The 25,232-nt window shown below is 58.1% G+C and carries 20 protein-coding genes; 5 read left to right on the top strand and 15 right to left on the bottom strand.

All coding sequences use genetic code 11. The features are described from left to right. Nucleotides 1-3 precede the first annotated feature (3 nt). Genes moaA through moaCB form a run of 3 tightly spaced genes read right to left on the bottom strand, consistent with a single transcriptional unit; the run spans nucleotide 4 to nucleotide 2,509 of the window. On the bottom strand, nucleotides 4-1,023 hold the full coding sequence (gene moaA, locus ACFSYH_RS02975; protein ID WP_377465005.1) for a GTP 3',8-cyclase MoaA: 1,020 nt from the start codon (nucleotides 1,021-1,023) through the stop codon (nucleotides 4-6). Next, nucleotides 1,020-1,451, bottom strand: a complete 432-nt coding sequence (locus ACFSYH_RS02970; protein ID WP_377465004.1) for a molybdenum cofactor biosynthesis protein MoaE — start codon at nucleotides 1,449-1,451, stop codon at nucleotides 1,020-1,022. The genes moaA and ACFSYH_RS02970 overlap by 4 nt, the downstream gene beginning before the upstream one ends. 11 nt (nucleotides 1,452-1,462) lie before the next feature. Further along, nucleotides 1,463-2,509, bottom strand: a complete 1,047-nt coding sequence (gene moaCB, locus ACFSYH_RS02965) for a bifunctional molybdenum cofactor biosynthesis protein MoaC/MoaB (RefSeq protein WP_377465002.1) — start codon at nucleotides 2,507-2,509, stop codon at nucleotides 1,463-1,465. A gap of 38 nt (nucleotides 2,510-2,547) precedes the next feature. Here moaCB and ACFSYH_RS02960 point away from each other — a divergent pair, with 38 nt between their 5' ends. Further along, nucleotides 2,548-3,759: a molybdopterin molybdotransferase MoeA gene (locus ACFSYH_RS02960; RefSeq protein WP_377465001.1), complete on the top strand. Its 1,212-nt coding sequence runs from the start codon at nucleotides 2,548-2,550 to the stop codon at nucleotides 3,757-3,759. A 20-nt stretch (nucleotides 3,760-3,779) separates the two neighbouring features. On the opposite strand, the gene narI is transcribed toward ACFSYH_RS02960, so the two are convergent. Genes narI through ACFSYH_RS02940 form a run of 4 tightly spaced genes read right to left on the bottom strand, consistent with a single transcriptional unit; the run spans nucleotide 3,780 to nucleotide 10,484 of the window. Then, nucleotides 3,780-4,496: a respiratory nitrate reductase subunit gamma gene (gene narI, locus ACFSYH_RS02955; protein WP_377464999.1), complete on the bottom strand. Its 717-nt coding sequence runs from the start codon at nucleotides 4,494-4,496 to the stop codon at nucleotides 3,780-3,782. Beyond that, nucleotides 4,493-5,242, bottom strand: coding sequence for a nitrate reductase molybdenum cofactor assembly chaperone (narJ, locus tag ACFSYH_RS02950; RefSeq protein WP_377464997.1), 750 nt, complete (start codon nucleotides 5,240-5,242; stop codon nucleotides 4,493-4,495). Before narJ ends, narI begins: the two co-directional genes overlap by 4 nt. Next, on the bottom strand, nucleotides 5,239-6,762 hold the full coding sequence (gene narH / locus ACFSYH_RS02945) for a nitrate reductase subunit beta (protein ID WP_377464996.1): 1,524 nt from the start codon (nucleotides 6,760-6,762) through the stop codon (nucleotides 5,239-5,241). Before narH ends, narJ begins: the two co-directional genes overlap by 4 nt. Further along, a complete protein-coding gene (locus tag ACFSYH_RS02940) occupies nucleotides 6,762-10,484 on the bottom strand; it encodes a nitrate reductase subunit alpha (RefSeq protein ID WP_377464995.1) in 3,723 nt (1,240 codons plus the stop codon). Before ACFSYH_RS02940 ends, narH begins: the two co-directional genes overlap by 1 nt. Nucleotides 10,485-10,674: 190 nt before the next feature. On the opposite strand from ACFSYH_RS02940, the gene ACFSYH_RS02935 reads away from it, so the two are divergent. After that, the gene (locus ACFSYH_RS02935; protein WP_377464994.1) at nucleotides 10,675-11,487 is read left to right on the top strand and encodes a helix-turn-helix transcriptional regulator; all 813 of its coding nucleotides are present in this window, start codon (nucleotides 10,675-10,677) and stop codon (nucleotides 11,485-11,487) included. On the opposite strand, the gene ACFSYH_RS02930 is transcribed toward ACFSYH_RS02935, so the two are convergent. From ACFSYH_RS02930 to ACFSYH_RS02915, 4 genes are all read right to left on the bottom strand, one after another. Then, nucleotides 11,488-12,825 carry an MFS transporter gene (locus tag ACFSYH_RS02930; RefSeq protein WP_377464993.1) on the bottom strand — a complete coding sequence of 446 codons (1,338 nt, stop codon included), beginning with the start codon at nucleotides 12,823-12,825 and terminating at the stop codon, nucleotides 11,488-11,490. It lies immediately after the preceding gene. A gap of 311 nt (nucleotides 12,826-13,136) precedes the next feature. After that, nucleotides 13,137-13,742, bottom strand: a complete 606-nt coding sequence (gene coaE, locus ACFSYH_RS02925) for a dephospho-CoA kinase (protein WP_377464992.1) — start codon at nucleotides 13,740-13,742, stop codon at nucleotides 13,137-13,139. Nucleotides 13,743-14,850: 1,108 nt separating this feature from the next. Continuing rightward, on the bottom strand, nucleotides 14,851-15,060 hold the full coding sequence (locus tag ACFSYH_RS02920) for a DUF378 domain-containing protein (RefSeq protein ID WP_377464991.1): 210 nt from the start codon (nucleotides 15,058-15,060) through the stop codon (nucleotides 14,851-14,853). Between the two features lie 41 nt (nucleotides 15,061-15,101). Continuing rightward, nucleotides 15,102-15,266 carry a hypothetical protein gene (locus ACFSYH_RS02915; RefSeq protein WP_377464990.1) on the bottom strand — a complete coding sequence of 55 codons (165 nt, stop codon included), beginning with the start codon at nucleotides 15,264-15,266 and terminating at the stop codon, nucleotides 15,102-15,104. A 363-nt stretch (nucleotides 15,267-15,629) separates the two neighbouring features. Here ACFSYH_RS02915 and ACFSYH_RS02910 point away from each other — a divergent pair, with 363 nt between their 5' ends. Then, nucleotides 15,630-17,534, top strand: a complete 1,905-nt coding sequence (locus ACFSYH_RS02910; protein WP_377464989.1) for an ABC transporter ATP-binding protein — start codon at nucleotides 15,630-15,632, stop codon at nucleotides 17,532-17,534. On the opposite strand, the gene pcp is transcribed toward ACFSYH_RS02910, so the two are convergent. The 3 genes from pcp to ACFSYH_RS02895 all read right to left on the bottom strand — a co-directional run bounded on the left by pcp (nucleotide 17,531) and on the right by ACFSYH_RS02895 (nucleotide 20,965). Beyond that, on the bottom strand, nucleotides 17,531-18,169 hold the full coding sequence (gene pcp, locus ACFSYH_RS02905) for a pyroglutamyl-peptidase I (RefSeq protein WP_377464988.1): 639 nt from the start codon (nucleotides 18,167-18,169) through the stop codon (nucleotides 17,531-17,533). The two genes, ACFSYH_RS02910 and pcp, sit on opposite strands and share 4 nt — an antisense overlap. An 87-nt stretch (nucleotides 18,170-18,256) precedes the next feature. Continuing rightward, complete coding sequence (gene rpsA / locus ACFSYH_RS02900) at nucleotides 18,257-19,723, bottom strand: 30S ribosomal protein S1 (protein WP_377464987.1); 1,467 nt, start codon at nucleotides 19,721-19,723, stop codon at nucleotides 18,257-18,259. A gap of 219 nt (nucleotides 19,724-19,942) precedes the next feature. After that, nucleotides 19,943-20,965: a 6-phosphofructokinase gene (locus ACFSYH_RS02895; protein WP_377464986.1), complete on the bottom strand. Its 1,023-nt coding sequence runs from the start codon at nucleotides 20,963-20,965 to the stop codon at nucleotides 19,943-19,945. A 207-nt stretch (nucleotides 20,966-21,172) separates the two neighbouring features. Between ACFSYH_RS02895 and ACFSYH_RS02890 the strand changes: the two genes are divergently transcribed. Beyond that, nucleotides 21,173-21,982: a class I SAM-dependent methyltransferase gene (locus tag ACFSYH_RS02890; protein ID WP_377464985.1), complete on the top strand. Its 810-nt coding sequence runs from the start codon at nucleotides 21,173-21,175 to the stop codon at nucleotides 21,980-21,982. A gap of 120 nt (nucleotides 21,983-22,102) precedes the next feature. Here ACFSYH_RS02890 and polA read toward each other — a convergent pair whose 3' ends face one another. Then, nucleotides 22,103-24,793 carry a DNA polymerase I gene (gene polA / locus ACFSYH_RS02885; RefSeq protein WP_377464984.1) on the bottom strand — a complete coding sequence of 897 codons (2,691 nt, stop codon included), beginning with the start codon at nucleotides 24,791-24,793 and terminating at the stop codon, nucleotides 22,103-22,105. 19 nt (nucleotides 24,794-24,812) lie between these two features. On the opposite strand from polA, the gene ACFSYH_RS02880 reads away from it, so the two are divergent. Beyond that, entirely contained in the window at nucleotides 24,813-25,223 is a 411-nt protein-coding gene (locus tag ACFSYH_RS02880) for a hotdog fold thioesterase (protein ID WP_377464983.1), read from the top strand. Nucleotides 25,224-25,232 lie beyond the last annotated feature (9 nt).

Below are 25,232 nucleotides of genomic sequence, written 5' to 3'. Positions count from 1 at the left end.
GGCCTAACCGCCAATCGCAGACATGCCACGCTCCGGCTGAATAAAACCGGGATCGTTGATACCGTGCCCGGGCAGTTTGGCTGCCACAGCGACGCCAAGCATCCGGGCAAGATCCTCATCGGTGGCACCCGAACGGATCGCATCGCGCAGATCCAGTTCGTCACGGGCAAACAAACAGTTACGCACCTGCCCATCGGAGGTGAGCCGGATACGATCGCAGGCTCCGCAGAACGGGCGAGTCACAGAGGCGATGATCCCAACGGTTGCGGATGTGCCGTTCACGTACCATCGTTCAGCCGGAGCAGCTCCCCGCGCCGGAACCGGCTCAAGGGTGAAGTGCGCAGACAACTGAGTAAAGATTTCGTCAGCTGTGATCATGCGCTCGCGGGTCCACGTGTGTCCGGCGTCAAGTGGCATCTGCTCGATGAAACGCAGTTCGTAGCCCCGTTCGAGCGCAAAGTTAAGCAGTCGCGGAGCCTCGTCGTCGTTCACGTCCCGCATCAGCACCGTATTGATCTTCGTTCCCGTGAAACCTGCCGCATCGGCAGCATCAAGCCCACGCAGCACGTCACCTAACCGCGAGCGCCTGGTAAGTTCTGCGAATCGGGCATCGTCGAGGGTGTCGAGTGAGACATTGAGTCTGGTGAGCCCTGCGTCACGCAGTCCCCCCGCGAGTAGGTGTAGGCGTAGACCGTTTGTGGTCATTGAGATTTCGGGGGTGGCGTTAAGTGATGCTAGTCGTCGTGTTATTGCGAGCACGTCCTTGTGGAGCAGTGGTTCGCCTCCGGTGAGTCGGATCTCGTCGATTCCGTGTTCGGTTGCCACCCGGGCGATGCGTACGAGTTCGTCAACGGTGAGCTGTTGGGTTTTGGCGAGCCATTCCATGCCTTCTTCGGGCATGCAGTAGGTGCATCGTAGGTTGCATTTATCTGTCAGTGAGATGCGTAGGTCTCGGTGTCTGCGTCCGTAGGTGTCCACTAGTAGTTGGTCGCCGCGCACGCTAGGTGATGGCGCCGTGGTCATAGGGACCCTACCCATTCTTGGGTTCCGTCGTCGAAGAATTGGTTTTTCCAGATGGGTAGTCGGGTTTTGATTTCCTCGACGAGCTGAGCGCAGCAGCCGAAGGCTTCGGCGCGGTGGGCGGAGGCGACTGCTGCGGCCAGCGCGATGTGCCCGACTTCTAGGGCGCCGACCCGGTGGCTGACTGCGATCCGTACGCCGGGGAACTGTAGGGCCAGGTCGTCGGCAATCTCGGTGAGTGTCTTCGCGGCCTGCGGGTGTCCCTCGTATTCGAGTCTGGTTACTCCAGCGCGTGAGTCGTGGTTGCGAACGACACCACCGAATGAGACGACTGCGCCCATGCGCGGGTCCGCCACGAGGTTCTCGTGGTGGGTCACGTTCAGTTCGTCCGTGGTGATGGAGGTGAGGACCACGACGGATTCTTCAGTCATATAACGTTCCTTCAGTGATCGGTATCCGCCAGTTGGGCGTATAGGTGTTCTCGGACGGTGTCGAGTATGGCGAGGCCGTCGCGTACTGCGTTTGGGGAACCTGGCAGGGTGATGATGGCGGTGCGGCCCATGAGGCCGGCGATTGATCGGCTCAGCAGTGCCCCGGGCGCTGTTCCGGTTCCGCTGGCTTGGATGGCGTGCGTTAACGCTGGCAGGGTTGTGTCTAGCAGTGGGGCTACGGCTTGCGGGGTCATGTCACGGCTGGTGATTCCGGTTCCGCCGGTGGTGATGATCAGCCACGCGCCTGCGGCGCGTAGTTCGTTGATGGCGGTGCGTATGTGTGTGATGTCGTCTGGTGTCAGCAGATTTTCGACGAGGTGGCCCCATCGCTGCACGTGTTGCGTGATTGCGGGGCCAGTAAGGTCCTGGCGGGTGCCCGCGTAGGAACGGTCAGACACGGTCACCACGCCGACCAGTGGTGTGCTGGACGCTGGCAAGGCACTGGACATAGACGAGGTGCTGGAAGTGGGTGGGGTGTTGGAAGTCGCCGATTCGTCGGCAATGGGCACGCCATCATCTGAGCGCGTCCACGAACCCGAACGTCCGCCCGCCTTATGATCCACCCGCGCATATGCAATATGCGCGCCGCGATCGACTGCCTTAATCATGTCAACGATGTTGAGTGCCGCAGTTGTGGCTGCGGTGAGGGCTTCCATTTCGATTCCGGTGCGGTCGGTTGTGGTCACACGTGTTTGGGTGTGTACGCCCTCGTCTTGGACCGTGATGTCAACCTTCACGCCGGTGATGGAAATCGGGTGGCACAGTGGGATGAGGTCTGGGGTCTTTTTCACACTTGCGATTGCGGCGACGCGTGCCACTGCGAGAGCATCGCCTTTTTTGAGTTCACCGCTGCGTAGGAGTCGAACTGCTTCGGCGTTGCATGCCACGAAGGAACTCGCGTGAGCGATACGTTCCGTGATTTCTTTGCGGGCGACGTCAACCATGTGTACGTGTCCCGCAGTTGTCACGTGCGTGAGGCGATTGGAGGCGTTATCCAATTTACTTTTCTCCTCGTTCGTTGGCAGTATTGGTGATTGTGACAAGCGAATTTCCCCTCATCGAGCCTACGTGGCATATCGCTCATCAAACCGCACATACTGTTGCGGCTGCGTTACATTCGCGCCGTGTTCCGGTTGCAGATGGCGTGGGTCAGGTCTTAGCCACTGATGTGCGTTCACTCATTGATCTTCCTTACGACACTACATCGGCGATGGATGGTTGGGCGGTTGGCGGTAGTCAGGGGCCGTGGCGGGTGGTGGATGGGGCTGCTCTAGCGGGGCACGTCTCGCAGGTTACGCTCACACCTAAGGACGCTGTTCTCATCGCGACGGGCGGGGTTGTTCCTAGCGGGACGTTTGGTGTCATCCGCCGCGAGTTTACGGAGGTCTTTGGTGACGGTGCAGATAGTTTCGTGCGTGCCACCCACGAATCTGAGCCGTTCGCGAATTCTCATGTGCGTCCTTGTGGTGATGAGGCGCGGCGGGACGAGATTTTGGTGCCCGCTGGAACCCGTTTGTCTCCCGCTCATACCGCTCTTGCAGCTATGGCAGGCCATGACACTCTTGAAGTACGGTGCGCCGCCTCGTGTGAAATCCTTGTGCTTGGCGACGAAGTTCTACGGTCCGGTATTCCACGTTCCGGTCAGGTGCGTGATGCGTTTGAACCGCAGTTCGCGGCCTATGCCGCTCTGCTTGGTCTAGAGGTGAGCGGGTTCCGTTTTATCCCTGACACCCTCGAAGCCACAACGCAAGCGTTGGCCACTTCTTCCGCGAGGGTAGTTATTTCGACCGGTGGCACGGCCGCCGGTCCAAAAGATTTCCTCCACACTGCCCTTGAAACGGTTGGGGCGCAGATGGTTATCGACTCGATTGCTATGCGGCCGGGGCACCCTAATCTTCTTGCCAGACGAGGCGATCAGTTCTTTGTTGGCTTGCCAGGAAACCCCCTTTCTGCGTCTTTGGGTGGGATGCTCACGCTGGTTCGTCCTTTGGCCTGTGGACTGTTAGGGATGGAACTGCCGGAACTCACCAGCGCTTTAACCAGTACGTCGATCAAGGCTCCCGCGCACGACACCCGCCTAGTTCCTGTCACGAGTCAGAACCGGTCGGGGACGTTCTTCGTCACGGAGTTGCCCTGGTTGAACTCTGGGATGATGCGTGGACTGGCAAACGCCGACGCCGTTGCAGTCATTCCACCCGGTGGCGTTGGTGAACGAGAGGTGGTTGAGGTGCTGGCCCTTGCGTGGTAGGGCTGCACCTCAATCCAAGATCACCGCTTGACAGGCTGCTTAAGAGTCGGGGAGACATCCGGCTCAAACCTGCGGCGGTACACCACAAACGGTCGTGTCATATACATGATCGGGATCGACCACACGTGCACCAACCTGGTGAACGGCCACACCGCAAGCATCAGGCAGGCAAGCACGATGTGCAGTTGATACCAGAACGGTGCCCCCGAGACGAGTGAGCTGTCCGGTTGTAGGATGAACAACTGCCGGAACCACACCGAGATGGTTCCGCGATACTCATAGCCCTCGCCAAACACGTTGATGGCCACGGTCTGCCACATTCCCACAAAGATCTCCGCTGTGAGCAGGACATAGAGCACATAGTCCCATCCAGTGGTGACCACCTTGATGCGCTCTGAATACCAGAACCTACGAATCAACAAAATGACGAGCCCGACGCTCAAGAAGATTCCGGCAACTGTTCCGGCAGCAACGGCGACCACGTGATAGGTGTGATCGGAGATACCGACGAATCGGGTCCACGAGGGCGGGATCAACAACCCTCCGACGTGGCCGAGAATGGCGAACAGCGCTCCAAAGTGGAACAGCGGCGATCCCAGACGAAGCCACCGATTTTCGAGTACCTGGCTGGTACGCGTGGTCCATCCGTACTGGTCGTGGCGGTAGCGCCAGATATGGCCCACGATAAAGATGGCTAGGCACACGTACGGGAAAACAACATAGAGGAAAGTGTTCATTGGGGTTCTCGTCTCTCCGAGCAGGTGTAGGCAGGCGGACCAAACGGGACATTCGCATCGGCTTGGCCATATCCAGCAAGGGGTGATTCGAGGCCGATGGAATCCTGCGGTGGGCCAGCGCTGATCAGTTGCCTAGCCTCATCGAGTTGCTTCTGCGTAATTGGGCCGAGTAGCACATCCACCGCATCGAACAACAGCGAGTACGCGGTCTTCCGCTTGCGCAGTGCCGTACGGATCACCTCAAGCCCGCTGCGGTGCATACGGAGCAGCCCTTCCCCCACACCTGGACCCGTTGTTGCCGCGAATTCGAGAACCATCGGCAGATAGTCCGGGAGTTCGTTTTCTGGCGGTGTGAATCCGTAGGCACGGTATCGCTGCTTGAACATCAGCAACGACATGCCCCGTTGCCGGGTGTCTCCGTGCAGATAGTACGTCAGGAACAACGAGCAATTACGCCGCAGATCAAAGGTTTCCACATAGTGGCGGCGGGCCTCACTCGGCTCGACGTGGGAGAACTGCCCCCAAAATTTTTGAACCAACGTGGCTGCGGCAGACTGCGGAAGAGCAGCCACCGCTTGAGCCAGATCGGCGCGTAAACTATCGAACTCCTCATCCGGGTAGCCCAGCAAAACCGAGATGAGCGCAAGGACATCAGCGCGTCCCGGGACCTCCACCAGATCCCTGCGCTTCGAACGCCGAAACAGTGGGATAGCAACCGGTTTTCGCCCGGTAGTTGGTGCGCTCACTGTGGCCTCCTACGTTGCAGTGTGAGGGAAACCTTTCCGCCACGCGTAGCAGCCGCACTCATACCAGGTCCACCAGGACCGTCCAACGAGCAACCCGACGCCCACGAGGCCATTTCAGCAGCACGCTCGGTGTGAGCCTTCGGGATCACGTACCGATCACTCATCTTTGCGATGGCAAGAAGCCGATACATCTCTTCGATGTCTTCGCCGCTCATACCGATCTTCTCGATGATGTCGGTACTGATTTTCCCACCCACAGTCCGATTACGCATGTATGTACGCATTCCGGCCAACTTCATCAAGACACCGGCCACCACGTCAACGTCTCCGGCAGAGAAGATCGAGGCAAGATACTGCATCGGTATACGCAGGGAAGCAATCGTGTGGAACACCTCGTCGGCACTCGTGTTGTCAGACCCCAGTTCCTCGGTCACATCCAGCACGGGAGACAGCGGCGGCACATACCAGACCATCGGCATCGTGCGGTACTCAGGGTGCAACGGAAGCGCAATCTTGTACTTGTGGATGAGCTTGTAGATCGGCGATTCCTGAGCGGCTTTCAACCAGTCCTCCGGGATTCCCTCCGCCCGGGCCGCGGCCAGAACCTCCGGGTCAAACGGGTCGAGAATGATGTTGCGTTGAGCATCAAGCAGCTCCGAATCATCCTTCACTGAAGCCGCCGCCTCCACGCCATCCGCGTCATAGAGCACAATGCCGATGTAACGCAGTCGTCCCACGCAGGTCTCAGCGCACACCGTCGGCATGCCCGCCTCAATACGGGGGAAGCAGAAAGTACACTTTTCCGCTTTTCCAGTCTGGTGGTTGATGTACACCTTTTTGTACGGGCAGGCCGAGACACACATCCGCCAACCACGGCATTTGTCCTGGTCCACAAGGACGATACCGTCTTCAACCCGCTTGTACATTGCCGAGGACGGGCACGCAGAGACGCAGGCCGGATTCAGGCAGTGTTCGCAGATCCGCGGTAGGTGGAACATGAAGGTCTGCTCAAAGGACATCTTGACCTTGTCCGCCATCCCCTTGAGGTTCGGGTCCAAGTGAGCGATCTCTGGCGAACCGGCTAGGTCATCATCCCAGTTGGCACCCCACTCGATCTTCATATCCTTGCCCGTAATAGCTGACTTTGGACGGGCCACCGGAACATCATCACCCGCAGGGGCAGTAACCAACTGATCGAAATCGTAGGTGGCTGGCTCATAATAGTCATCGAGCGAAGGCAGATCAGGGTTCGCAAAGATATTCGCGAGCCTGCGCAGCCTACCACCAGAACGCAGCCGGAGTTTGCCCTTACGGTCAAGTTCCCAACCACCACGCCACCGGTCCTGATCCTCATACCCACGCGGGTAGCCCAGACCTGGCTTAGTTTCCACGTTGTTGAACCAGACGTACTCGACACCATCGCGGTTCGTCCACGTCTGCTTACACGTCACGGAACAGGTGTGACACCCAATGCACTTGTCGAGGTTCATGACCATCGCAACTTGACTCATGACACGCATCAGTACTGGACCTCCTGTGACCGGCGGCGGATAACGGTGAGTTCGTCACGCTGGTTACCCGTCGGGCCGTAGTAGTTGAACGCATAGGTGAACTGTCCATAGCCACCAAGGAAATGCGAGGGTTTCATCATGATCATGGTGAGCGCGTTGTGGATGCCTCCGCGCTTACCCGAGGTCTCGGTCTTGGGCACGTCAATGTTCCGGTCCTTGGAGTGGTACATGTACGCCGTGCCCTGCGGCATACGGTGACTGACCACCGCACGGCACGTCACGACACCGTTGCGGTTGACCGCCTCAATCCATTCGTTGTCCTTGATACCGGCCTCCGCCGCATCTTCGACAGACATCCAGATCACCGGACCACCGCGAGAGAGGCCAAGCATGTACGGGTTGTCCTGGTACTGCGAGTGAATGGACCACTTTGAGTGCGGGGTAAGATACCGGACGGTAACCCCCGTGCCCTTGCCGTCCGTGAATCCCTGATCACCGTAGTGGCGAGCCATGTCCAATGGCGGACGGTATACGGGCAGTTGCTCGCCGAGCGCCTGCATCCAGTCGTGATCGACAAAGTAGTGTTGACGGCCCGTGATGGTGTGCCACGGCTTTTCCTTTTCAAGGTTGATCGTGAACGGCGAGTACCTACGCCCACCCTTCTCCGAACCGGACCATTCATACGTGGTGAACACGGGCTGCGGCCCACTCAACGCCTGAGCAAACGTGATTTTACGTTCCTCGTTCTCCTCGGCAAGGTCATGCATCTTTTTGCCGACCCGCTTCTCCAACTCCTTGAACCCCGCAACAGAGACCTCACCGTTGGTTGCTCCGGACAGGGCGAGGATTGCCTCGCAGAAGTGATAGGCGGATTCAAGGCGCGGACGCCCCTTGGCTACGCCTTCACGCTGAACACCGTTGAGTTTAGCCAGATGTTCAATGGCCGACTCCGGCACTATCGTCACACCCTTGACTGTCGTGCCTGCAGTAGAGATCAGCGGACCGACGGCGCGCATCTTCTCACCGATCTTGGTGTAGTCGCGCTCAATCGTGACCAGACGCGGCATCGTCACACCCGGAATAGGGTCAACCTCACCGGTCTTCCAGTCCTGCACGACACCATGAGGTTGAGCCATCTCATCCGGAGTATCGTGCGTGAGCGGTGCAGCAACAACATCCGTGCGCGTCCCAAGGTGCACCTTGGACATCTCCGAAACCTTATCCGCAATCACAAGGAACGCGTCATAGTCAGTACGCGACTCCCACGCCGGAGTAATCGCCGCATTGAGCGCATGCACAAACGGGTGCATATCCGTAGTGGAAAGATCTTGTTTCTCATACCACGTGGCAGCAGGAAGAACGATGTCAGAGAACAACGCCGAACCGGTCATCCTAAAATCAATCGTGGTCAGAAGATCCAACTTCCCACGGGCTGCATTCTCCCGCCACGTAATGTCCTTGGGGCGCATCTCGTGCGGAGTTTCCATACCCCGCACGGCATCCGTTGTTCCAAGCAGGTGCCGCAAGAAGTACTCGTTACCCTTCGCCGAGTTGCCGATCAGGTTTGACCGCCACAGCGTGAGCACTCGCGGGAAGTTTTCAGGGGCGTCAGGGTCCTCAATCGCGAACTTCAGCTTGCCCTCGCGCAACTGATCCACCACATAGTCCGCAACGGGCTGACCCAACGCTGCCGCCTCGTCGCAAATCTGCAACGGATTACGGTCAAAACCGGGATGCCCCGGAGTCCAGCCAAGCCGCTGGGCCTGGGCAAGACAATCCGCAAACGACGTGCGCCCAAGCCGCTTGCCCGAAGCAGGAGACATCAGTTCGGCAGCGTCAAACCCGTCGTACCGCCACTGATCTGTGGCCACATACCAAAAAGCCGTACCAGCCATGTGGCGGGTTGGCCGCTGCCAGTCCAACGCAAAGGACATGTGCTGCTGCCCCGTCACCGGGCGCGCTTTTTCCTGTCCCACATAGTGCGCCCACCCGCCACCGTTCTTTCCCTGGCAGCCAGTCAACGTCAATAACGAAATGAACGTACGGTAGATCGTGTCCGAGTGGTACCAGTGATTCGTACCCGCACCCATGACGATCATCGAGCGTCCCTGCGTCAACTCCGCGTTACGAGCAAACTCCCGGGCGATACGCGCACACTGCTCCTGTGGCACCCCCGACATCTCCTCTTGCCATGCCGGAGTACCCACAACGCTTGCGTCATCATATCCAAGCGCCCACTGCCCAGGCAGCCCGTCGCGTCCTACCCCGTAGTTCGCGAGCATCAGGTCATACACGGTGGTGACCGTTATCCCAGCCACGTCCACGGCAGGCACACCGCGGTTCATGACCGTACCGCCCTCAGTCTCCCCCTCATCGAATCGAGGCAAAACAACCTCAACCCCACGAGATGCAACACCTTCGAAGCTGTCCTCATACAGGGAGAGAACCGGGTCCTGTCCCTCAAGGTCCAGGTTCCATCGGCCCTTACCCTCATCCGTCCAGCGGTCCGCAAGCGTCCCATTGGGCACCGTAATCTTGCCGGTAACCGAGTCAAGATACACCGGACGGAACTCTGATCGAGTACCCGTTGCACCGGTCACACCGGCCTCCGGCAGATCAGCGGCAGTCAGGAACTTCCCCACCGTGAACACGCCGTCTTCACCCGGCTCAAGGCGCACCAAGAACGGGAGGTCTGTGAACTGCTTCGAATACTGCTCAAAGTACGGCACGGTCCGGTCCCGGTAGAACTCCGCCAGGATGACGTGCCCCATTGCGAGCGCCAACGCGCCGTCAGTACCAGGAGCAGGTGCCAGCCAGTCATCCGCGAACTTCACGTTCTCCGCATAGTCCGGGGACACGGCAACAACCTTTGTGCCCTTGTACCTGGTCTCAGTTAAGAAGTGAGCATCCGGTGTGCGGGTAATCGGGATGTTTGACCCCCACATGATCATGTAACTGCTGTTCCACCAGTCCCCCGACTCCGGTACGTCAGTCTGATCACCCCAGATCTGCGGTGACGCGGGAGGTAGATCCGCATACCAGTCGTAGAAACTTAAGAGTGTGCCACCAATCATGGACAAGAATCGGGTTCCGACCCCGAACGAGGCCATCGACATCGCAGGGATAGGAGTGAAGCCAACACACCTATCTGGGCCGTACTTCTTGGTGGTGTACACGTGGGCGGCGGCAATCATCTCAGTCGCCAGTTCCCAATCGGCGCGGACAAACCCACCCTTACCGCGCGCCTGCTTGTACATGGTGGCCTTTAACGGGGACTCAACCAAGGACTCCCACGCATCAACCGGGTCGCTGTGTTCTCGCTTTGCTGCCTGGTACATCTCCAACAGCACTCCGCGAATGTAGGGGTACTTCACGCGCCCCGGCGAGTACGTGTACCACGAGAACGATGCACCACGCGGACAGCCGCGCGGCTCGTACTCTGGAGAATCAGGGCCGGTCGTTGGGTAGTCTGTACCCTGATGTTCCCACGTAATCAAGCCGTCCTTGACGTAAACATCCCAGGCGCATGAGCCCGTGCAGTTCACTCCGTGAGTTGAGCGGACAACCTTGTCATGGGACCAGCGATTACGGTAGAACTCATCCCATTCAGAAGAGTTGGTTTCAATGAGGGCGTGCGTGTTGTCGAAAACCTCGGTGTGTGGGAGCAGGCTGCGAGTCCGCATGAGTTTCTTCACGAGCGGTGTCATACCCTCTTGTTCAGAAGCATTCATGAGTTTGCTCTCCTTAAGTGGTTGCGGGCGAGTACGCGTACATGTCTACGCGCTTGGGGGCTGGGTCTTAGGTCCGGCATGTGTTTACCGAACCATGGCTAAGTTGGTCATAGAAACGAAAAATCTTGGGAGTAATCTCTGCCTGTGGTGCTCGCGCCATGCGGGATAATTCGCGCCAAAGGAGACAACGATGACTAACGCGCTGAACACCTACGGGTTTGACGGCACCACAGGAAAGAGCAACTATGGGGGTCGGCGCACCCACATCATTCAGTTGCTCCGGGACACCCGCGAACCGCTTACGGTCTCCGAAGTCGCCGCTGACGCAGGCGTGCACATCAACACGGCGCGGTTTCATCTGGAATCGCTTGTTGACGCGGGTTTGGCTGAACGTCGCCAGCAGCCACGTTCTACCCCTGGCCGCCCCAAAGTGCTGTACGTTGGGATCTTGCCCAACCAAACCCATGAGCGAGCGCAGGGCTTTCGGCTGCTCGCCGAAACCTTGACGTTCAGTTTTGCCAGCATGTGCGAACGGCCTGTACGCACCCTCCACGAAATCGGTATGGCCTGGGGTGTGCGTCTCGCCGCTCTGGGCACCGCCGAAAACCTCAGCGAACGAGACGCACTCAACGCGGTTATCGCTAAGCTCGATGCGCTGTGGTACGCACCCGAAATCTTGGTAGCAGACTCGCGCAGCAGGCTCACCAACCTGCACGGAGAACGCCCCACGGAGTTGCACGGCTACGATTTCGCGATGCGCGACAAACAGCGAGCGATCGTGCTCAATCATGCCCCTTTCGGCAGGACCAAAGACACGCACACAGTCAGTGTTGGGGCACTCAACGCAGGCATGATCAACGGGATGCTCCACCAGTTCAACGCGAGCATTCGGGTCGACACGTTCTTTCAGATCTACGGTAAAGACCATGGCGTTGCTCGCCTCCTTTCGGTGGATGTGGATATGTGGGTACCCGAACTCAAAGTTGAGGTGCTGGGTCAGTAACTAGCTTTTCGCTTCCGCACCAGGCCGTGCGTAGAAGTGCCACGAGGTTGCAGCACAAGCGAGTGCATAGATGATCACAATGGAGAAGACCATCTCGCGGGATAGATAGCTGAAGGCAATGGAGAACAGGAACGGGCCAAAAGCGGCAATACCCGCAGTCCACCCGATAACTCCCCCAGCTTGACGGGCGTTGAAAATCATAGGCATCTGCTTGAAGGTCGAAGCGTTTCCAATACCGGCGAAAAAGAAAATCATGAGCATACCGGTCATGAACACCGCGAAACTGGGACCATCCGCACCGGCACTAACCTGTCCATACAAGACCACGCCAGCGGATACGGCCATTCCTACGCCTGCCACAAACGTCCAGATACCGCCTCCAAAGCGGTCACACAGTGGACCCCACGACATTCGCACCAACGAGCCAACCAGAGCACCAAGGAACACCCACTTGATGTATTCAGGGCCGAACTGGGATTTGAGTAGCATGCCGAAAGTTCCAGCGAGACCGGAGAAAATACCGAAGGTCAGCACATACTGCATGGTCATAAGCCAGGTGTGCTTATTGTTGAAGATATCGAACTGCTGTTTGATGTTCGACTTCATAGGGACCGACTTCAACATGGTCCACGCAAGAATGAATCCGATGACAGCAAATGGGATGAAGATCAAACCTGGGTTTTGCAGCCATACTTCCTGCTCACCCGATGTCGTGCGGGAAATCTGACCGGCAATGCCGAACATCGAGAAGCCGATCGCCCACGGCACAACAAACTGCACGATTGAGACACCGAAGTTACCGATGCCCGCCTGCAGCCCCAGCGCCGTACCCTGCCTAGATTTCGGGAAGAAGTACGATGTCGATGGCATGTACCCCGAGAAGACGCCACCTCCGATACCTGCGGCCAGCGCGAGTGCCAGAAGCAGACCATAGGCTGGCTGCTGCGGCAGTGTAACCACCCAGGTCCATCCCAGGAATGGGATAAGCATGAGCAAGGTTGATAGGACGAGCATCTTCCTGGTGCCGACCATCGGTGGCAGAGTCATCCACACCAGTCGCAGGATTCCGCCCGACAGACCTGGCATCGCGAGCAGCCAGTACGACTGGGTGTCGCTGAGGTTCCACCCGGTCAAAGTGCCAAGGGTTGGCACCAGAGCACCTGGAAGGTACCAGATGATGAACGCAAGGACGAGGTTGAACGTTGTAACCCACAGGGTGGACCATGCGACTTTGCTGTTCCAACTGTGGGGGCAGTTTGGGTCCCAGTTCTCAAGATCTTTGCGGAATGCTTGTCGAAATCCAACGGGTGTAGTCGCGGTCGTATCAGTAGTGACCATTGTGCGGCTCCATAAATCAGTGCGAGTGATGTTGGAACTACACATTAGATCCGGCTTTTCCCACTGCACGGGGCCCTTGGTCCCAAGCCCCTGAACTGGGATTTTGCCACCAAAACGGCGTTTGTGGTTACCGAGATATTTGTTTTGATTTTATTGTTGAACCGGCTTGCACACCCTCTCAGAGGCACTAGTGTTTGCGGGATTCAACGTGCACTGTCAGAAAATTAGGACTACCTAAGCGCCCATATTTCTTGCGAATCTATGGCATGCGTTCACAGCGGATACGCGCACGCAGAAGTCATAAAAATTTTCTAGATTTCAGCCACAATCGCCTGCCATATCGTACGCACTGCCCGATCTAGGCCCTCAAGGGTGCCGTCGTTCACAACCAGATAATCGGCAATGGCTCGCCGTTCCTCATCACTGGCCTGCTTATCAATTCGAGCGAGGGCCTGCTCGCGAGTCATTCCCCGATGTTCAATCATGCGTGCGATTCTCTGTTCGAGCGGCGCCTCAACCACGATGACGGCATCGAAATCATGCTGTTGTGTTGTCTCTACCAACAACGGAATATCATGGACGACGATCCTGCCGCCTTCCTCCGCGCGGGCATCAGCTTCCAGCGCGAGCCGCCTGACCTCGGGATGTACGATCGAGTTCAACTGTTCGAGTTTCTGCGTGTCAGCAAAAACGATCGCACCGAGAGCCGTCCTATCAAGCGAGTCATCGTCGTCAATGACGCCACTGCCAAAGGCCGCCGCGATACGTTCCAAGCCAACGGAACCAGGCGCAACCGCCTCCCGCGCAAGCACATCATGATCAACCACGAGCGCGCCAAGGGATGAAAGTACCTCTGAAACCGCTGACTTCCCCGAGGCGATGCCACCTGTCAACCCAATTCGAATCATAGACTCCATACTGCTACTCCCAGACCTCACACGCAAAAACACTATCGTTGAACGCTATCTGGATGTTCAAAAGTAATCAGATCACCTATGTGATGCCATCTTTGCATAGCCATCTGGCCACGGATGCGAGTGTGCTTTCAAGGTTTCCGTCGCGTCCTTGTAGCTCAGCCTTCGCACCACCGCGATTGGTGACATTCCGGCATGAATGAGCTGAGATACGTCGAAAAGACTGAGATAGCTCGTGTCATCCGTTTCAAACGGCTAACAAAGAATCTCCCATTTCGCAGCCTGGTCACGCGCCCCTTTCCCAAGTACACCTCGTTGGTCGCAAGCCTCATGGTGTGGGTCTGGAGTTAGGGTGTGTCACGGGTGGGTGGAATCTCATCAAGAGAAAGCCCGTGAACTGGGCTATTCCATCTCCCCATACGACGATCCCGCACTTAAACCTCTAGTTCACCCGTCTACTGGTGGGCATACCTCACACCTTTCGGATATGTCTTATGTACACGGAAAGTCCTAGTGGAACAGGTGATAAAGGAACGTGATATCGCGTCAGGCTCTAGTGAGCATGTCGCGCTTTTGGACTGGCTGACGGCAGCCTAAACCGTGGAGTAATCAATGAAACTTGTACTGAAAATCACGGCCCTTATGGTCGCTGTATTGACGTTGATCTTGTTTGTGTGGCCCTCAGCCAGGTGGGCTGGCATAGTGATCATGGCAGTCATTTTCGTGGCGACAATTGCTGCTGTGTCGCTGCGTGGCAGGTGTGTTCCGTGGGAACGCTGTAAGACATGTCGGCAGTGGCGTGCCATGGGGTTTAAGTACTCTCACAAGCAGATTATCGCCGGAACAGACCGACTTCTTGACGAACTATTCAAGTAACAGTTCACGCCGAGCATGCCCCTCACCTAAATAATCAGATGACTAACACGAAGGGCCGTGTCACGCGAGCTAATCGAGACTCATCCCGTGCAGCACAAGCACTGCGTCGTAGCAAACGATTCATACACGAAACCCCAGATACACAACCGCCCATGATTAATCTGCCACGGTGTGCGATCTTATGTATGCACAAAAAAGGAGGGGCCAGCAACTGCTGGCCCCTCCGCCTTCCACCCTAACGGGCAGGCTCCCCGCGTTTCAAATACGCGAAATTCGCCAAAGCTATCAACGCCGAAACACCAACAGCCCCATACACAATCTTGGAACCAGTCGATCCTTCACCTAACACCGAATCGACAAGGTTGTAATCGAAGAAACCGACCAAACCCCAGTTCACGCCACCAACAATTGTCAAGACCGTGGCAACTCCTACAAGAGCACGCATGACATAACCTCCCTCCACGCTCACTCCAGACACCACAACATCTATGTGGTGGTGTCGCTAGCTTTGCGTTTGATCCACAACACCACCACCGTGATGGCGAACAAGACCAAACCGATGAACCCGAGCCACAAAAGCCCTTCGATCACAAACCCGAGGATCGAGAGCACAGCCCATGCAATGAGAAGAAAAACGATGAATCCGACCATGTCTTTGACGTTATGCGCCCCACAGTGTCCACGCATCTGGAACACAGAAAATCACCCAAAGCATGGCCTCCGCTCGCTAGCCTATTCTTGCCCGGCATCAGCCCCAGAAAATCCACCGCCATTGCACTCCTACATGGGTCTCATTGTGGACGCTACCGATCCGTCACAAGGCTTATTAAGTCTCCATAAACTGTGTCGTATGCGATTCTTTAGATGCGCCAGTTGGTGCAAAACGCCCCATTACGTGGTTTAAAAGCATATATAGAACTCGCAACCTTGCTAAGCGCAACATAGACTTCATAGCGCACCTTCGCGCCCACGAACCATCGACCCACAGGCCGTAGTCCCCCAAGGAGAGCACCCATGTCCATGAACGCCGGTGGCGGTGGCCGTGGAGGTGGTGGAAGCTACTTCCGCACCTTCCAGCAGGACTCCTCTGTCAAAGAGCACAAACTACGTGAGGGCACGGTCAAGCGTATCCTCACGTTTGCGAGACCCTACAAGGGGAAACTCACGGTGTTCCTGACGCTCATCGCGTTCGCGGCAGCCATTTCGGCTGCACAGCCGATGCTGTTCCGGCTCATTATCGACGATGGCATCACCGCAGCCAACCGCAACGTTGTCATCATGGTCGCGCTGGTAATCGCCGGACTTGCGCTCGTGAACGCTGCGCTGTCGATCTTTGAACGCCGGGTCTCCGCGCAGATCGGTGAGGGAATCATCTTCGATCTACGCACTGCGATCTTCGATCACGTGCAGTCGATGCCCATCGCGTTCTTCGCACGAACCAAGACCGGCGCGCTCGTACAGCGGCTCAATGGTGACGTTCTTGGTGCACAGCAGGCTTTCACCACCACGCTTTCGCAGGTTGTTTCCAACGTTTTGACCGTCACGTTCGTGCTCGTCGCCATGTTCACGATGTCCTGGAAACTTACGCTTCTGGCCCTCTTGCTCCTGCCAGCCTTCGTGTTCCCCGCGAAATGGATGGGACCACGACTTGCACACATCACGCGACAGAGTTACGACCTCAACGCCGACGCCGCACAGACCATGAACGAGCGGTTCAACGTCTCCGGCGCATACCTGGCAAAGACCTACGGAAACCCACAGGGCGAGCTCAAGAAATTTGCGAGCCAAGCCGGGCAGGTGCGCGACATCGGTGTGAAGACCGCGATGTACCAGGTGGTCTTCCGCGTCACCCTCACAACCATCTCGGCAATCGCCATTGCGGCCGTGTACGGGCTCGGTGGTCTTCAAGCGATCTCTGGGGAACTCTCCGTGGGTGTGGTGGTTGCGCTTGCCGCCTACCTTGGCCAACTCTACGCACCGCTGACCGCGCTCTCGAACGTACACGTCACCGTCATGACCGCACTCGTGTCGTTTGAGCGGGTACTTGAGGTCCTTGACCTTGATCCGATGATCAAGGAACTGCCACAGCCACGAGACCTGCACCCTGCTGTCCGGGCGAATGGGGCATCCATTGAGTTTGAAAACGTGACGTTCCGCTATCCTCGGGCCGCAGACGTATCGCTTGCCTCGCTCGAAAGTGTGTCCACCCTGGTCAACGATCCAGCAACGGACACGCTCAAGCACCTGAGCTTCACCATCCAGCCCAGGCATACCACGGCAATCGTGGGACCGTCTGGAGCAGGCAAGACCACGATCTCCCACCTTGTCACCCGCATGTACGACCCAACGCATGGTGTGGTCAGAGTTGCCGGGGTAGACCTGAAAACCGCTTCATTCGACTCGGTGCGCGCCACAATCGGTGTGGTTATGCAGGATGCGCATATGTTCCACGAGTCAATCGCCGACAATCTACGCTATGCCAAACCTGATGCCACCGACACGGAACTCATCACGGCACTTCGCTCCGCTCACATCTGGCCGATGGTCAGCACCCTGCCGGACGGAATGGACACCGTGATCGGCGACCGTGGGTATCGTATGTCCGGTGGTGAGCGCCAGCGCTTGGCTATCGCACGCTTGCTACTCAAATCCCCCGACGTGGTGGTGCTCGATGAGGCGACGGCCCACCTGGATTCCGAGTCTGAAGCCGCGATCGCCGCAGCATTCGATGAAGCGCTCTCGGGGCGTACGGCTATCGTCATTGCACACCGGCTCTCCACCATCCGTAATGCCGACAGCATCCTCGTGATCGAGGCGGGGGAGCTCGTGGAACAGGGCACGCACGAGGAGTTGTTGACGCGCGGCGGACTCTACGCTGAGTTGTATCGTACGCAGTTCGCCGAACAGCAGGAGGGCTAGTACTCGCGGCCCATCGCTGCGGCTTCTTCAAGGCTTAGTTCGGCCCTATCCCCGGTGCAGGTGAGTACAGCCGCTCGCAGGCCTGTTACAACGTCCTCCAGTGTCATCTTGGAGTCGACTGCGTACACATCCGGTACGTGAATGAACCCCGCCTGGGTCGAGCCGTCAGCGGTGACACGCAGCGCGTGGTACATGACCGCGTTGCACACGTAGGTTCCCGCGCTATAGGACAAGGAGGCCGCAACATCGGTGCCCCGGATCGCAGCGACGATCTCCTTGACGGGCAGAGTGCTGAAGTAGGCTGCTACCCCACCGGTCGCAAGTTCCTGATCGACTGGCTGCTCGCCACTGTTGTCGGCGATACGGGCATCGGCCAGATTGACCGCAACCCGTTCAACAGTAATGTCGTAGCGACCGGCGGCAAGACCAACGCTCAGCACAATGTCAGGTTGGATACGCGCTATGGCCGCACACACCAACTCCCCCGCACCCACGAACTCGACTGGTAATTCCAGTACCTCCAAGGAGATTCCCTCGATACCTTCCTGCGCTAGCGTGCGCACCGCATCTATTGAGGGGTTGTGGGCTGCTCCGTCGAAGGGTTCAAATCCGGTCAGCAGAACTTTATGGCGCATAGACACGATGATACGCCGAAGGCCGACTGGAAAATACAGTCGGCCTTCGAGTCAATCCACTAGCATCCGCACGGGATGCGGGTCAGATCAGTTTCCGGTGAGCTTCTCACGCAGTGCTGCGAGAGCCTCGTCGGATGCGAGGGTACCTTCAGCGGCGACCTCTTCAACCGGAGCGGACGAGTAGGAAGCTGGTGCTTCTTCCTCGGCTGCGTCGCCAGCGGCGGCTGCTGCTTCGGCGTCTGCCTTAGCGGCTTCTGCAACCTGCTTGCGGTGTGCTTCCCAGCGTGCGTGTGCCTTGGCGTATTCGTTCTCCCAAGCCTCGCGCTGTGCCTCGAAGCCCTCGAGCCACTCTTCGGTCTCTGGGTCGAAGCCCTCTGGGTACTTGTAGTTACCCTGCTCGTCGTACTCAGCGGCCATGCCGTAGAGTGCTGGGTCGAACTCTTCGGACTCTGGGTCAACACCCTCGTTTGCCTGCTTCAACGACAGCGAGATGCGGCGACGCTCAAGGTCGATGTCGATGACCTTGACGAATGCGTCGTCGCCAACGTTGACAACCTGCTCTGGCAGGTCAACGTGGCGAACAGCGAGTTCGGAGATGTGCACGAGACCCTCGATGCCGTCCTCAACGCGAACGAATGCACCGAATGGAACGAGCTTGGTGACCTTACCTGGTACAACCTGTCCGATCGCGTGGGTGCGAGCGAAGGTCTGCCATGGGTCTTCCTGGGTTGCCTTGAGGGACAGCGATACACGCTCGCGGTCGAAGTCAACGTCGAGAACCTCAACAGTAACTTCCTGACCAACCTCAACGACCTCACCTGGGTGGTCGATGTGCTTCCAGGAGAGCTCGGAAACGTGGACGAGACCGTCTACGCCGCCAAGGTCAACGAATGCACCGAAGTTGACGATGGAGGAAACAACACCTGGGCGTACCTGACCCTTTTGGAGGGTCTGGAGGAAGGTGGAGCGAACCTCGGACTGGGTCTGCTCGAGCCATGCGCGGCGGGACAGAACAACGTTGTTGCGGTTCTTGTCGAGCTCGATGATCTTGGCCTCGATCTCCTTGCCAACGTATGGCATGAGGTCGCGGACACGACGCATCTCCACGAGGGATGCTGGGAGGAAGCCGCGAAGACCGATGTCGAGGATAAGACCACCCTTGACAACCTCGATGACGGTACCGGTAACGACGCCGTCCTCTTCCTTGATCTTCTCGATGGTGCCCCAGGCGCGCTCGTACTGTGCGCGCTTCTTGGACAGGATCAGACGACCTTCCTTGTCCTCCTTCTGGAGAACGAGTGCCTCGACGGCGTCGCCTACGTTTACAACCTCGCCTGGGTCTACATCATGCTTGATGGAGAGTTCGCGAGATGGGATGACACCTTCGGTCTTGTAGCCGATGTCGAGGAGTACCTCGTCGCGGTCAACCTTGACAATGGTGCCCTCAACGATGTCGCCATCGTTGAAGTACTTGATGGTTGCGTCAACTGCAGCGAGGAATTCTTCCTCGGTACCAATGTCGTTGATAGCGACCTGAGGGGTGTTGTTGCTCATTGAGTCTAATGCTCCGATGCGGACAAAAAGTAGTGCGGATAGATGAATGATGTCGAGAAAAATGAGCGCGACAAACGCAAATTGAATCAAAACACCATGTTCTAGCCTACCTGCGCACCCGAAACAGGGTCAAACAGTTAAGGCCCTCGCGTGGGCGGATTGACTGTGAATCCGCCCACGTTCGAGGGCCTTCGTCCGCTTATGCGGGAGCGCCTGCGATTAAGCCAGCGCCTTCGCCACGCGAAGCAACTCGTCTGGGACGGTCTTGAGCTTGCCTGCGATTTCCTCAAGTGGCACAAGCACGATCTCGTCGTTACGGAGGGCGGTCATCACGTTGGTCTGTCCCTGGGTGATTGCGTCTACTGCGGCAACACCGAAGCGGGAACCGAGGATACGGTCGGTTGGGGTTGGCGTACCACCGCGCTGCACGTGTCCGAGAACGGTGAGGCGGGTGTCGAACCCGGTGCGTTCCTGGATTTCCTTCGATACCCGCTCACCGATGGCACCGGCGATGATCTCGCCGTACTGTCCGAGTTGGACCTCAAAGTCCATTGCGCTTCCCTTTGCGGGTGCGGCACCTTCCGCAACCACGATGATCGAGAAGTTTGCGTGAGCCTTGTGACGATGCCTCAGGAACTTCACGATCTTTTCGATGTCGAATGGCTCCTCAGGCGTCAGCACAACCTCGGCTCCACCGGCGATACCGGCAGCGGATGCGATCCATCCGGCGTGGCGCCCCATGACCTCCACAACCATGACGCGGTTGTGGGACTCCGCGGTGGTGTGGATGCGGTCGATGGCCTCGGTCGCGATGTTCACTGCCGTGTGGTAGCCGATGGAGAGGTCTGTTCCGTAGACGTCGTTGTCGATCGTCTTGGGGATCGCGACGATCTTGATGCCCTCCTCAGCGACCTTCTGCGCCGCGTTGAGGGTTCCGTCACCACCGATGCAGATGAGAGCCTCGATGCGCTCGGCCTCGAGGGTGGCCATAACCTGTTCCATACCGCCTGCGGAGTGCGGGTGGAAGCGTGCGGTTCCGAGCATGGTGCCACCCTGTGGCAGGATGTTGCGGATGTTGGCGCGGTCCAACTGGACCACATCACCATCAACCACGCCCTTCCAGCCATTACGGAAACCGATGATCTGGTGACCGTACTCGCCGAGTCCCTGCTTAACTACCGCTCGAATTGCGGCGTTGAGTCCTGGGCAGTCCCCTCCACCTGTGAGCAGGCCGATGCGCATTCATAACTCCCTGAGTAAGTGGCGCGGGCGCCACGTGAGACGTTTCGTACCGAAAATGAACCCTATCGGCGGATTCTTCCAGCGGTTTTACCTTACCTTCTCATCGTGAATGTCAGGTAAAACTTAAGTCCTGCTCACCTAGAATCGAAGCGACGAAGCGTTGATTCGCCCAGTGCGGACCCCACCTAAAACTTCCCAGGAGCACCCATGAGTCATGGACGAATTGGTTATGAGGATATTCCCGAACCCGCTGCATCTGCGGCTGCACAGTCGTGGTGGGATGCCAATGCCGCAGAGTACCTCGAAGAGAACGGGGATTTTCTGGGGGATGCCGAGTTCGTGTGGGGTCCCGAAGGACTACGCGAATCACAGGCGCAACTGCTTGGACCAACTGACCGACTCGTCGGAAAGCAGATTCTGGAAATTGGTTCCGGGGCAGGCCAGTGTTCGCGTTGGTTGGCGCGCCGCGGCGCGCGTGTCGTGGCGAGCGATCTGTCGCATGCGATGCTGGTGGCTGGTCGTCAGATAGACGAAACTGCTGGCACGCGGGTGCCAGTTGTCCAGTGTGATGCGCGGACATTGCCGTTCGCGGACAGAAGCTTCGATGCCGCGTTCACGTCATTTGGGGCGATTCCCTTTGTGCCCGACGCGCGTAGGATTCACACGGAGATCTTTCGCGTGCTTGCGCCAGGTGGGCGCTGGGTGTGTTCGGTGACCCACCCGGCGCGGTGGATGTTCCCCGATGACCCGACTCGCCACGGCACGACCATCACGCGTTCCTATTTCGCACGTGATCCGTACGTTGAGTTCGATGCCGCGGGCCGGGTTGAGTACGCCGAATATCACCGCACGATTGGCGATCACGTCCGAGATATTGCGGCATCGGGCCTGCGCATCGTTGATGTGGTTGAGCCGGAGTGGCCGCACGAGAACACGAACGTGTGGGGTGGCTGGGGGCCGGAGCGCGGAGCGCTCCTCCCTGGAACCGCCATTTTTGTGTGCGATAAGCCTGCCTAGTTTCCTGCTTGCCGACGATCCGATGGTGAACGTCGAAGCGCGCCGCACCCAGCGTGGGTGCGGCGCGCTTCGCGCTTCGCGCCTCAAGGCCTCTCCAGGACTCAGGGCGGGCTCAAGTTATCAGTGACCGGCCTCGTGCCAGTTCCTGCCCCGTCCCACGGACACAGAGAGCGGAACCGAGAGTTCCATCGCACCCGACATCTCCTCGCGCAGGATGGCCTCGACCTCTTCGATCTCGCCGGAGGCAGCCTCGATGAGGAGTTCGTCATGGATCTGTAGGAGTAGACGCGACTCGAGGTTCTCCTCACGCAGGCGCTTGTCCACCCGGATCATGGCGATCTTGATGATGTCGGCTGCGCTTCCCTGGATCGGTGCGTTGAGAGCAACGCGCTCGGCGTTCTCACGGCGTTGCCGGTTGTCGCTCGTCAGGTCGGGGAGGTAACGACGGCGTCCCAGAATCGTTTCGGTGTAGCCGTCCACCCGAGCCTGCTCGACCACCTCGTGAAGGTACCTGCTCACGCCCCCAAAGCGTTCGAAGTAGTCCTCCATGAGCGTGCGTGCTTCAGACACCGACACCTTGAGCTGTTTGGACAGTCCAAAATCTGTGAGGCCGTAGGCCAGGCCATAGCTCATCGCCTTGACCTTTGATCGCATCTCGGGTGTGACCTCGTCGGTGGACACGTTGAACACACGGGAGCCGACGTAGTTGTGCAGGTCCTCCCCAGCCTTGAAGGCCGCGATCAGACTGTCGTCACCAGACAGGTGCGCCATGATGCGCATTTCGATCTGCGAGTAGTCTGCCGTGATGAGGGTTTCATATCCCTCGCCCACGATGAATGCCTCACGGATACGGCGGCCCATCTCTGAACGCACGGGAATGTTCTGCAGGTTCGGATCAGTCGAGCTCAGACGACCCGTTGCCGCTACGGTCTGTTGGAAGGTCGTGTGTATACGGTCATCCGGCGTGACCGACTTCAGCAGAGTCTCAACGGTCTGCTTGAGTTTCGTGACGTCGCGGTACGACAGCAGATGCTTGAGGAATGGATGCTGGGTCTTCTCGAACAGGTCTGAGAGCGCCGCGGCGTCCGTGGTGTAACCGGTCTTCGTCTTCCTGGTCTTGGGCATGTCCAGTTGGTCGAACAGGACCTCTTGGAGTTGCTTCGGCGAACCAAGGTTGACCTTCCGGCCAATGGCCTCGTACGCCTCGTTTGCCGCTGTTTCTGCTTCCTGAGCGAAGAAGCCCTCCAAGCCACGCAGGTGCTGAGTGTCGATGGCAACGCCGTCGTGCTCCATCGAAGCCAGCACGTCCGCGAGCGGAAGTTCCAAGTCCTCGATCAGCGAGAGCGAATTACGTTCCCGCAGTTCAGTTCGCAGGAGCGCCTCAAGTTTCAACACTGCCGATGCCTGAAGAGCGAGCCGTTGGTTTTGGCTGTCGTCTTCAAGACCCAGATCGAACTCTCCCTGACCCGAAGTCTCGGTTGGAGCGAGAGAGGTGAAGAGGTAGCGCTCCGCAAGCACGTCAAGGCCATAGGTACGCTGGTCTGGGTGCGCCAGATAGGCGCCCAACTCCACATCGAACCGGACGCCCCTGATTCCACCGGAAAAGCGGTTCAAGGCGTGCCATACGCCCTTCACGTTGTGGACGACCTTGGGAGCCTGTTGGTTGGCGAGCCAGTCACGCAGCGCAACCGTGTTGGCGTCCGAGAGTTCATCGAGCCGTGCAACGCCCACACGATCTCCAGTGCTTCCGAGCGCGACGGTCCAGGCCGACCCGCCGTACGGGGTCTGCGTGCCCTCAACCACGACGGACACGGGGTCAGGTCCAGCCGCGTCGAGCCAGTCCAACACAGTGTGCTCAGAGTCAAAGATTGTGACATCGAGTTCGATATCGGGCGTCTGAACCGCTGAGCCCTCAACCTCACCAGCGGGCATCAACTTGAACAGGCGCTCACGTAGCGTGCGAAACTCGAGGACGTCGAAGATCTCGTTCATCGCCTCGCGGTCCCACGGAGCCATGCCCAGGTCCAGCACCCCGATTGCCAAATCAACGTCGGTCAGCAGTCGGTTGATCTGACGATTGCGGCGAACCTGATCAAGGTGCGCGCGAAGATTGTCGCCAACCTTGCCCTTGATCGTGTCGGCACCATCCAGGATCGCCTCAAGCGAACCGAACTGAGTGATCCACTTAGCGGCGGTCTTGGGGCCGACGCCGGGGACTCCGGGAATGTTGTCTGCGGTCTCCCCCGTCAGCGCTGCAAGGTCAGGATAGTTCTCTGGTCTAACCCCGTATTTCTCCTCAACCGCTTCCGGTGTGTAACGCTTGAGTTCCGAAACGCCCTTGACCGGATAGAGCACGGTCACATGTTCGTTGACCAACTGGAATGCGTCGCGGTCGCCGGAACACACGAGAACCTCCATGTCGTTCGCGGTCGCCTCGGCAGCCCAGGTTGCAAGGATGTCGTCGGCCTCGAACATGTCCTTGTCGAGGAACTTGATGTTCATAGACGCAAGCACATCCTTGAGGAGCGGCACCTGTCCCTTGAACTCCTCAGGGGTGGCGTCTCGACCACCCTTGTATTCGGGATATTCATCGGTCCTGAAGGTATGCGAACCAGCGTCGAAAGCCACACCGATATGGGTTGGCTTCTCCTGCGTGATCAGAGAGACAAGCATATTGATGAAACCGTGCACCGCATTGGTGTGAGCGCCACCTGACGTGACAAATTTGTCCGCCGGCAGCGCGAAAAAGGCTCGGAAGGCCATCGAATGGCCATCGATAATTAAGAGACGGGGTCGCGCAAACTCGTTCACACCTGCAAACCTATCTTGTATGGAATCAAACGACACGTTGAACACTGCCGGTTTTTCACTTCAGGGTACGCTCATTGAGCGCATGGGGATCGAACTAACCAAGGTTACCCCTGCCCTCACCACAGGTCGCATGCCCGTTGAGGGCAATACGCAGCCTGCTGGCCTGCTGCATGGAGGCGCGAGCGTGGTCCTCGCTGAAACATTGGGGTCCATTGCCGCGCAAGCGCATGCCGGCCCGGGAAAGGCTGCTGTGGGAATCGAGATCAATGCAACACATCACGCAGGCATCCGAGAAGGGGTTGTGTATGGGGAATCGCGGGCGATTCACCTTGGCCGTAGCACTGCCAGTTTCGAAATCATCATTTCCGACGAGTCGGGCCGTCGCATCTGCACCTCACGCCTCACCTGCATGATTATCGAGGCACGCTAGACGCGATTT

Source organism: Populibacterium corticicola, from assembly GCF_042683685.1.
GTDB lineage: Bacteria > Actinomycetota > Actinomycetes > Actinomycetales > Cellulomonadaceae > Timonella > Timonella corticicola.
Note: the sequence above shows the minus strand (reverse complement) of the source record. Positions and strands in the feature narration are given on the sequence as shown.

Coding starts and splice junctions, on each gene's coding strand:
- ACFSYH_RS02935 (WP_377464994.1), top strand. CDS start 10,675: ATGACTAACGCGCTGAACACCTACGGGTTTGACGGCACCACAGGAAAG.
- narI (WP_377464999.1), bottom strand. CDS start 4,496: ATGAACACTTTCCTCTATGTTGTTTTCCCGTACGTGTGCCTAGCCATC.
- coaE (WP_377464992.1), bottom strand. CDS start 13,742: ATGGAGTCTATGATTCGAATTGGGTTGACAGGTGGCATCGCCTCGGGG.
- pcp (WP_377464988.1), bottom strand. CDS start 18,169: ATGCGCCATAAAGTTCTGCTGACCGGATTTGAACCCTTCGACGGAGCA.
- ACFSYH_RS02890 (WP_377464985.1), top strand. CDS start 21,173: ATGAGTCATGGACGAATTGGTTATGAGGATATTCCCGAACCCGCTGCA.
- ACFSYH_RS02880 (WP_377464983.1), top strand. CDS start 24,813: ATGGAATCAAACGACACGTTGAACACTGCCGGTTTTTCACTTCAGGGT.
- narH (WP_377464996.1), bottom strand. CDS start 6,762: ATGCGTGTCATGAGTCAAGTTGCGATGGTCATGAACCTCGACAAGTGC.
- moaA (WP_377465005.1), bottom strand. CDS start 1,023: ATGACCACGGCGCCATCACCTAGCGTGCGCGGCGACCAACTACTAGTG.
- ACFSYH_RS02895 (WP_377464986.1), bottom strand. CDS start 20,965: ATGCGCATCGGCCTGCTCACAGGTGGAGGGGACTGCCCAGGACTCAAC.
- ACFSYH_RS02910 (WP_377464989.1), top strand. CDS start 15,630: ATGTCCATGAACGCCGGTGGCGGTGGCCGTGGAGGTGGTGGAAGCTAC.
- ACFSYH_RS02970 (WP_377465004.1), bottom strand. CDS start 1,451: ATGACTGAAGAATCCGTCGTGGTCCTCACCTCCATCACCACGGACGAA.
- rpsA (WP_377464987.1), bottom strand. CDS start 19,723: ATGAGCAACAACACCCCTCAGGTCGCTATCAACGACATTGGTACCGAG.
- ACFSYH_RS02930 (WP_377464993.1), bottom strand. CDS start 12,825: ATGGTCACTACTGATACGACCGCGACTACACCCGTTGGATTTCGACAA.
- ACFSYH_RS02915 (WP_377464990.1), bottom strand. CDS start 15,266: ATGGTCGGATTCATCGTTTTTCTTCTCATTGCATGGGCTGTGCTCTCG.
- ACFSYH_RS02920 (WP_377464991.1), bottom strand. CDS start 15,060: ATGCGTGCTCTTGTAGGAGTTGCCACGGTCTTGACAATTGTTGGTGGC.
- ACFSYH_RS02940 (WP_377464995.1), bottom strand. CDS start 10,484: ATGAATGCTTCTGAACAAGAGGGTATGACACCGCTCGTGAAGAAACTC.